Source organism: Bradyrhizobium sp. LeoA1Lang (assembly GCF_055413685.1).
The window spans coordinates 1-1,353 of the sequence record NZ_JBVAPG010000402.1 but is presented as its reverse complement, the minus strand read 5'-3'; the positions used below and the strand labels follow the sequence as shown (position 1 = coordinate 1,353).

2 protein-coding genes are annotated in these 1,353 nt (G+C 55.0%); both read right to left on the bottom strand.

Annotated features, from left to right (window positions below; all coding sequences use genetic code 11):
* Positions 1–104: 104 nt before the first annotated feature.
* Positions 105–1,091 (bottom strand): hypothetical protein, encoded by a 987-nt coding sequence (locus ACZYOF_RS43780; protein ID WP_463719592.1) that lies wholly within the window; start codon positions 1,089–1,091, stop codon positions 105–107.
* Positions 1,092–1,143: 52 nt separating this feature from the next.
* A partial coding sequence (locus ACZYOF_RS43775) for a hypothetical protein (protein WP_463719593.1) occupies positions 1,144–1,353 on the bottom strand: 210 nt, incomplete at its 5' end.

The following is a 1,353-nucleotide window of genomic DNA, read 5'->3' as shown; positions in this document are numbered from 1 at the left end:
TCGCTCCAACGCCATCATGCGGATTTCTTCCAGGGTTCGATGGTCAAGTTGTCGGCCGTCGCGTTTCATGCCGATAGCATACACCAACGCCGCAACAATGTCGCCTATATTTCTGACCTATGAGTAAATGCGTCGCCAAGGTATTGCTTCAGCAATTCGCCAGGCGAAAACATCGCCCAACTGTTCGCGCTCGCTAGATCAACGCCCGCACGTGTCATCAAGGCTTTGTCCGAGTCCGACAACGCTTCCAATGTCCGCTTCTGTGACAACCGCCGGATCAGCGTAGTCGTCTTTCCGGATCCCAGCGGGCCAAACAGCACGACCTGCTTGTTTAGCGGCAATCGAAAGATTGCTCCCTGAAACTTGTTCAGAATCGGCTTATCCCGGAGAGCGATCCTGTCGATGGTTCTTCTTCGGTTGCGTTGGCGGTCAGATTGCGCGTCGGCCGCCTGCTGCAAAATTTGACCCAGGATGTCTTCCGCCGAAACGTCACCTTCGCGAAGGAGTTTCAGCGCCTGGCGCAGGGAGTCTTGCTTCAGAAGCTTGTGTAATGCGCCCCATGGAGTGGACTCAAAATCGTCAACCAGCGCATCCCAACCCGCGGATTGTTCCCGCGGCGACCACACGGTCCTCTTCAGAATGTGGGCCGTTCGTTCGCGATTACGGACAACCAAGGTCACGGTTTCGCCAGCCTCATGCTCCGCTAGGTGACCAAGATCGTCTAGCGAGGTCACGAAATGCGCGCCTTTCACCGCATCATTCAGGCCCGCTGCGGATAAACGCGCGAAATAGAGTGTCTGCGGAGGTCGCCGGGCCTCGTTCTTCCATTCGACTTCGACGCGCGCGATACTCGGCTCAAGCAAAAGTCTGCGCAGCGCCTCGCGCAAGCCTGCATTCTGAGCGTGGGCGAACCGCTCCGGATTCCCTACGCCAACCATCGTGTTCGAGCGGTTCAAAACACCATCAACAGAAAGTCCAAATGGTCGACTTTCGAGATTAGCACGTGCTCCATTGGCAATGCTTTCGAGGGCAGAGAGAATTTCTTCTCCCACCTTGAGTACAATTTCGCGTTTTTCGTCACTGGACTCCAAGGTACCGCCCCCATTTTAGTCGTTGCCGGCACTTGATCGTAAAACGGCTTACTCATAGGTCAGAAATATAGGCGACATCTGGATTGTTCGCCGTCGAGACCTTTGAGACAAATTGAAGGATTTTGCGGAGGGAGAATTTCTGGTTCATCGTAGCCACCAGGAGCGAAGATGAAACAGAAATCCGGACCGGGCAAAGCGCCGGCAGAACAAGTGCTAAAGGACATTCGGCGTCAGACGCGCCGGCATTACTCGGCAGAAGAGA